We start from the raw sequence: 6,792 nt of genomic DNA on the forward strand, positions 1-6,792 counted from the left end.
CGGTCAATTTGCGTTTCGGGGGAAATGACGACCCACTTCAGGTTGGCGTCTGCCAGATTGGCTCCCTGCAAGTTGGCGCCAATGAGATTGGCCCCCATCAGATTAGCTCCCTTTAAGTTGGCTCCTCTCAGATCTGCGCCGCTGAGGTCTGCCTGGCTGAGGTTGGCTCCAATCAGGCTGGTGTGGCTTAGATTGACCTGGCTCAGCCTTGCCCGAACTAAACTGGCCCCGCTTAAGTCAAGCCCCCTTAGATCTAGCCGGCTAAGGTTGACCCTCCCCAGATCTGCCCAGCGAAAGTCCCGCTCGCCGGCTCGATATCTCTCTTCAGGGTTTCCAACTGGACGTAGGGGAACGGGATATCTTTTTGCTACTTGCACCAGTTGAGGGATGCCAGAGTTCAGTAGGGTTTTCCAAACCGCAAACTGCACTTCCCAATCCAGGGGTTGTAGCATTGTCTGTAGAAAAAGCTTTCTGCTTCTTTCGCCAAAACTTCCAATAGCTCCATTTCCGCTAACGAGATCCCCCCTTCTAGGAACCAACTGAATAACCTCTGAACTACCGGCAACTTGTCCGCCCTCGCTGATAGCCACGGCCCACCCCCTGTTGGCTAGCTTCGTCTCTATTTTTACCTTGGCTTTGGAGAGAGCTCAAGTCAAACTTGAGGGGTTCTCCGCAGGAAGTCAGTCTTAATCGAGTCTTAAGATTGTCTAGAGCATTTCAAGCATGCCAGGCTTGAGAAGAGGAGTTCAAACCTGGAAAAGGGATCCCTTGTGCTAGACAATTGAATTGATGGTTATTTCAAACTCGATTAAGACGTTCTCTAGGCACTCCGCGCTGCCGGTGCGTTTGCGACTGCGTTGTGTAGCAGTAACAACATAACGAACCGTTTCAGCTACCCATGCCTCAGTCGGTCTGGGCCAGGGGATCCCGGCAACGCTCGCAGTCAGCAGGTAGATAAAGGGTGTCGCGGCGGCCAAACCACTCGTAGCGGTGATCCCGGATCTGGGCGTAGCCCCAGTCTCCCAAAAGCTTGAGGCCGGGGAGGTTGCGGTAGAGGGCCAGCCACAGGGATCCGCTGGGCAAGAGGGCGGCAATGTGTTCGACGGCGTCGGATCCCTGCCAGCGGCGCTCTGGCTGCTCCAGGTCGATCAGGATCATCCCCCGTTCCATCTGCTCGGGTGGGATCCCCCATTGGGCCAGGGTGGCCGTGTCTTGCATGGGGGCGTAGCGAAACTGCTGGCCGCGATCCAGTTGCTCTAAAAGCTTGACCCCATTGGCGCAAAGGTTGCACAGGCCGTCGTAGATGACCAGGTAGGGCATAGGGATCCTCAGGCAGGGGGCTGGGCCAAAATCCGGGCTTGGTAGTCGGCCTCAGAAAGCAGTTGCTGCGGCTGCCGATCCAGGAACAACCGGCCCAAGAGGTGATCGTATTCGTGCTGGAAGATGCGGGCCGGAAAGTCCCGCCAGATCACCTGCTGCCGCGATCCCGCAGGGGTGTAATACTCCACCTCCACCTCGCGGGCACGGGCCACCAAGCCGCGGCAGTTGGGCACGCTCAAGCAGCCCTCCCACCCCAACACCTGCTCGTCGCTCAAGGCCAAGGGACGGGGGTTAATCATGACCAGGGGTTCCATCTGGGGTGCATCGGGATAGCGAGGGTTGGGACGGGAGGCCACGATGAGGATCTGGAGAGGGGATCCCACCTGGGGAGCGGCCAGACCCACCCCTTGCGCCTCTTTCAAGGTGGCGAGCATCTCTTCAAGTAGGTTTTGCAGAGCCGGCGTCCCAAACTCGGCGACCGGCTCAGCCACTTGAGTCAGGATGGGATCCCCCAGTTGTCGCAGGCGCAAGGTCATAGCGTGCTCTCAGACCCCCTCTGCAGACTCTCCAGCATTTGCTAGCGATCTTTGCGGCTGGCTGCCGTCTCCAAAGCCAGCTTGGAGCGCTTCAGCCCCTCAGGAATGGGGATGGGGTAGTGGCCGGTAAAGCAAGCCGAGCAAAAGGAATTGGGATCCCGACCTGTGGCGGCCAGCATGCCTTCCCAGCTCAAGTAGGCCAATGAGTCCACCCCAATCTTCTCAGCAATTTCTGCTACCGAATACTTGGCAGCAATCAACTGATCTTGGCTGTCGGTGTCAATGCCATAGAAGCAGGGATGGGTAACGGGGGGGCTGGAGATGCGCATGTGAACCTCCGTAGCTCCTGCCTGGCGCAGGGCTTTGACAATTTTCCGGCTGGTGGTGCCCCGCACAATCGAGTCGTCTACAATCACAATCCGCTTCCCCCGCAGCACATCTTCGAGAGGGTTGAGCTTCATGCGAATGCCCCGCTCCCGCATCGACTGGGTGGGCTGAATAAAGGTGCGGCCCACGTAGCGGTTTTTAATTAGCCCCTCGGTGTAGGGGATCCCCAACTGGCGGGCATAGCCAATGGCTGCCGGTGTGCCGGAATCAGGCACTGCTATTACCCAGTCAGCTTCCGCCGGGGCTTCTTTGGCCAGTTGTTCCCCCAGCCGCACGCGGTAGGAATAGAGGCTCTCTCCATGCATGCAACTGTCGGGGCGGGCAAAGTAGATCATCTCAAAGATGCACAGTTTGGGGTTGGCCTCCGCCCAGCGCAGAGATTGCAGCCCTTGACGGTCAATCCACACCAGCTCCCCCGGCTCCACCTGGCGCAGATAATCCGCCCCGATGATATCCAAAGCACAGGTTTCTGAGGCCAACACGTAGTGCAGTGGCTGGGCTTCTGGGTGGTTGAGCGTCCCGTTGCTGCAGAGGATCCCCAGCCTCTGCGGTTGCAGCAGCTCCTGTCTGGCGGGGTTGCTGCTCAAAAGCCCCAACACCAGCGGACGCACGCCGTAGGGATCCCGCGCCCCAATCAGGCCTTCTGGCGTGCCGATAACCAGACTGAAAGCCCCGCGGCAGCGGCGCAAGGCTTGACAGGTGGCTCCCACCCAGTCTTGACCTTGGTTCACTGCCTGGGCAATGGTGTGGGCAATACATTCCGAGTCGGTGCTACCGGTGAGGTAGCACTCGGCAGCTTCCAGTTCACGCCGTAGCTCTTCGGCATTGACCAAGTTCCCATTGTGAGCCAAAGCCAGCGGCCCCAAGCGGGTTTCCACAATCACCGGCTGGGCGTTGGCCATGCGGCTGGATCCCGTAGTGGAGTAGCGGGTGTGGCCTACTGCCAGATCGCCGCTGAGCTGGCCTAAGTTCACCTCGTCAAACACTTGGGAAACCAGCCCCATTGCCTTGTGGACTCGGCAAAAGGCCCCCTCAAAGGTGGCAATCCCCGCCGATTCCTGGCCGCGGTGCTGCAGGGCAAACAGCCCAAAGTAGGTCAGCTTGGCCACCTCCTCGCCGGGGGCCAAAATGCCGAACACGCCGCAGGCCTCTTTGGGCCCTTCCTGAGCTGGCGATGGTTCTGCTTCCACCTTTGCTGCCATGGATCCCCTCTTGCTGTGGCACTTATCAGTCTAACCCGAGCGCTCTTGAGATCTCACCGCCAAGGCGGATCCCATGCAGCAGGAACCACTCATAGTGTTTGCGAAAAGGTGAGACTCTATCTATAGTGTTAGGAGGATCTGCGAGACTCGCCGTTAAGGGAGCAGGACTGTGCGGGTTTTCGAGTTGAACGCTGCCGAGACTCGGTTCTTCTAACAAACCCCCCAAGCTTGTGTTGTGAGGAGCCCAAGTCCATGAAACAGCCGTCCTCTGGATTCCGCCGCAGTTGGGCGCTAGCGGCCTCTTGGACCAGCGTAGCCGCCTTTCTGTCGTTGTCACTGGTGGCCTGCCAAGAAGATGGCCGCGAGCAACCCTCAGTCACCATTACTCCTGTGCCGGTAACGGTTGTGGCGCCAACACCCACTCCTTTTCTCGTCCCCAGTCCTGTCCCGACGCCTTTGCTCACCCCGACCCCCACTCCACTCTGGAATCCTTTCCCTAGCCCCAGTCCTTCCCCCACCGCATCTTTCTCAGCAGAGCCACCTTCGATTGCCGTGGTGGCCCTAACGGACGCCCGACAGACGGTGCCCTTCAATGTCTTGGTGGCCGTTACAACTCCTGCGGGTTTGGGCAGCGGCATTAGCTTCCGGGTGGAAATCCGACAGAACCCCCTCACCCTCACGTTTGATTTCACCGCCGCTGCCGCCGGCTGTCAGGCCAACAGCAGAACCTGCATCGGCACCCTTCCCATCACCATTCCGGCCTCTGCCCCCCCTGGAGATTACGAGGTTACGGCCATGGTAGCAGACAGCCAAGGCCGCATTGCCTCCGCCAAAGCCCCCTTGCGGGTACTGCCGACGCCCTCACTCACCCCAACACCAACCCCGACCGGCACGCCCAATCCTTTTCCCTCCGTGTCGCCTTCGCCCAGCCCTTCCCCTCGTCCCAGCCCTTCGTCCACACCAACGCCTAGCCCTAGGCCCACCTAACCATTCGCCAACCCCTGCAGGAGGCTTAGCCGGCTAGCATAGAGGTTAGGCCTGGCTCTGGATGGATTCCTGTCTTGATCCTGCTTGGGCCAAGGGGTTGCGGGCAGCAGGAGAATTCTGTAACAAGCTGCCAGGGTCAGCGCTCGGAAAGTGCCTTTCAACGCGCCAACAACCCCAACAGCTACTCCTTGGGTTCGGAGGATAACGATGCGCATTGCCCAGATTGCCCCGTTGCACGAGAGCGTGCCCCCCAAGCTCTACGGCGGTACGGAGCGGGTGGTTTCTTGGTTAACTGAAGAGCTGGTGCGACGTGGGCACGAGGTGACTCTATTTGCCAGCGGCGACTCCCAAACCCAAGCGCGTCTCATCCCTTTTCGGGAGCGGGCTTTGCGCTTGGATCCCACGGCTATTGACACGGTGGCTCCTCACATCCTGATGGTAGAGAAAGCCTTTCAGATGGCCGATGAGTTTGACATCATCCACGGCCACATTGACTACTACCCCTACGCCCTGGCCCGCCGCCACCCTGAAGTTTCTTTTTTGGCCACCCTGCACGGGCGGCTGGACATTCCGGAGCTGCAGCCGCTCTACACCGAGTTTCAGGACATCCCAGTGGTCTCCATCTCCAATGCCCAGCGGCGGCCCCTGCCCCAGGCGCGCTGGGTGGGGACGGTCTATCATGGTTTGCCCCTGAATCTGCACCGTTTCTATCCAGAAAAGGGAGATTACCTGGCTTTTCTGGGCCGGGTCTCGCCGGAGAAAGGACTGGACACGGCCATTGAAATTGCCGCGCGGGCAGGGATGCCCCTGAAAGCTGCTATCAAAATTGACGCCGTGGATCGCCAGTACTACGAGTTAGAGATTAAGCCTTTGGCCAGGCGCCACCCCAATGTGGAGATTGTGGGGGAAATCACTGACCAAGAGAAGAGCGAGTTCTTGGGCAAGGCCTATGCGGTGCTGTTTCCCATCCGCTGGCCGGAACCCTTTGGGCTAGTCATGATTGAAGCGATGGCCTGTGGCACGCCGGTGATTGCCACTCGCTTTGGCTCGGTGCCAGAAGTGATGGCCGACCGCCGCTCCGGCTTTATTGTGGACTCGGTGGAGGAGGCAGTGGAGGCAGTAGAAAAGGTGGGATCCCTTGACCGAGCGGGGGTGCGGCAGGTGTTTGAGGAGCGGTTTAGCGTCGAGAGGATGGTGTCGGAATACGAAGCTCTTTACAACCAATTGGTGAACAAACGGCAGGAGCGCTCGAAGAAAGCCACCCCCGACCTGTCAACCCTGCCTAGGTAAAGCTGGGGCTATCTGGGGGCTACTGTTTTGCTCCTTTGGTTGGGTGGGAAGACGCAGATGGCCGAAGACATCATCCAGATTCAGGATCAGTACTACATCCGCGCCAGCGCTTCCATGGTGGAGGCGCGTCCCCATGTCCTCAAGCAGGACAACTGCTTTGCTATTTTTGACCGCTTGGGCAACATGCGCCCCCTCGGCATCCGGGATCACGGCCTGTTCCGCGACGATACCCGCTTTTTGTCGCGGCTGGTCTTGGATTTGCAGGGGAAACAGTTTTTGCTGCTCAGCTCGGAGGTGCGGGAAGACAAGGATATTCTGGCGGTGGATCTCACCAACCCCGAGTTCACCACCTCGGAGGGGCAGTTCATTGAGCAGGAGACGTTGCACGTCCTGCGCACCACTTTTTTATGGAACAACGTGGCCTATGAGCGGATCCGCCTTCACAACTACGGTTTGGAGACGCTCCGCGTGCCCCTTACCCTGCGCTTTGAGGCCGATTTTGCCGATATGTTCGAGATTCGCGGCATCCGGCGGACAAGGCGGGGACAACTGCTGCCAGCCCAGGTGAGCTCAGAAGGGGTAACCTTGCGCTACCGCGGCCTGGACGGGGTGGAGCGGCAAACCCGGATCCTGTTTTCCCCTCCTCCGGACGTGGTTTCGGAAAAGCTGGCGCAGTGGTGGGTGCCGCTGGCGCCGCAGGAGGAGCGGGATTTGGAGGTGAGGGTCGTCTGCAGCTATGGCGGCGAGGAGATCCCGCCTTTGACCTACCAGGAGGCGCTGCAGGCGGAGCGGGAGCAGCGGGCGGCGCTAAGAGCTCTGGCCCACCGCATCGATACTGGCAACGCCCAGTTTAACGAGTGGCTCAACGCCTCGCGGGACGACCTGGTGATGATGCTGGCCCGCACCCCCTATGGGCTCTATCCCCACGCCGGGGTGCCTTGGTTTGCCACGGTCTTTGGCCGCGACGCGCTGATCACCGCCTTGGCCACCCTCTGGTGGTTCCCCGACTTGGCCCGGGGGGTGTTGCTGTACCTAGCAGCCCACCAGGCGCAGGAGGTGGATCCCAGCCG

Annotated in this window: 7 protein-coding genes; 3 read left to right on the forward strand and 4 right to left on the reverse strand. The window is 59.7% G+C overall.

The window, feature by feature from the left end; genetic code table 11:
• The 4 genes from NW835_RS10385 to purF form a co-directional block, all read right to left on the reverse strand.
• Positions 1-452 (reverse strand): pentapeptide repeat-containing protein (locus tag NW835_RS10385; protein ID WP_414415243.1); only part of this gene is annotated, 452 nt, incomplete at its 3' end.
• Between the two features lie 451 nt (positions 453-903).
• Positions 904-1,320 (reverse strand): thiol-disulfide oxidoreductase DCC family protein, encoded by a 417-nt coding sequence (locus NW835_RS10390; protein WP_414415244.1) that lies wholly within the window; start codon positions 1,318-1,320, stop codon positions 904-906.
• Positions 1,321-1,328: 8 nt separating this feature from the next.
• Positions 1,329-1,856: a peptide deformylase gene (gene def, locus NW835_RS10395; RefSeq protein ID WP_414415245.1), complete on the reverse strand. Its 528-nt coding sequence runs from the start codon at positions 1,854-1,856 to the stop codon at positions 1,329-1,331.
• 41 nt (positions 1,857-1,897) lie between these two features.
• Positions 1,898-3,445 (reverse strand): amidophosphoribosyltransferase, encoded by a 1,548-nt coding sequence (purF, locus tag NW835_RS10400; RefSeq protein WP_414415246.1) that lies wholly within the window; start codon positions 3,443-3,445, stop codon positions 1,898-1,900.
• A 252-nt stretch (positions 3,446-3,697) separates the two neighbouring features.
• Here purF and NW835_RS10405 point away from each other — a divergent pair, with 252 nt between their 5' ends.
• From NW835_RS10405 to NW835_RS10415, 3 genes are all read left to right on the forward strand, one after another.
• The gene (locus NW835_RS10405) at positions 3,698-4,432 is read left to right on the forward strand and encodes a hypothetical protein (protein WP_414415247.1); all 735 of its coding nucleotides are present in this window, start codon (positions 3,698-3,700) and stop codon (positions 4,430-4,432) included.
• Positions 4,433-4,639: 207 nt separating this feature from the next.
• A complete protein-coding gene (locus NW835_RS10410) occupies positions 4,640-5,722 on the forward strand; it encodes a glycosyltransferase family 4 protein (RefSeq protein ID WP_414415248.1) in 1,083 nt (360 codons plus the stop codon).
• A gap of 57 nt (positions 5,723-5,779) precedes the next feature.
• Positions 5,780-6,792, forward strand: a 1,013-nt coding sequence (locus NW835_RS10415; RefSeq protein WP_414415249.1) for a glycogen debranching N-terminal domain-containing protein, incomplete at its 3' end; no start/stop codon positions are given.

This window comes from Synechococcus sp. OH2 (assembly GCF_047462155.1).
In the GTDB taxonomy this organism is placed as follows: Bacteria; Cyanobacteriota; Cyanobacteriia; order Thermostichales; family Thermostichaceae; genus Thermostichus.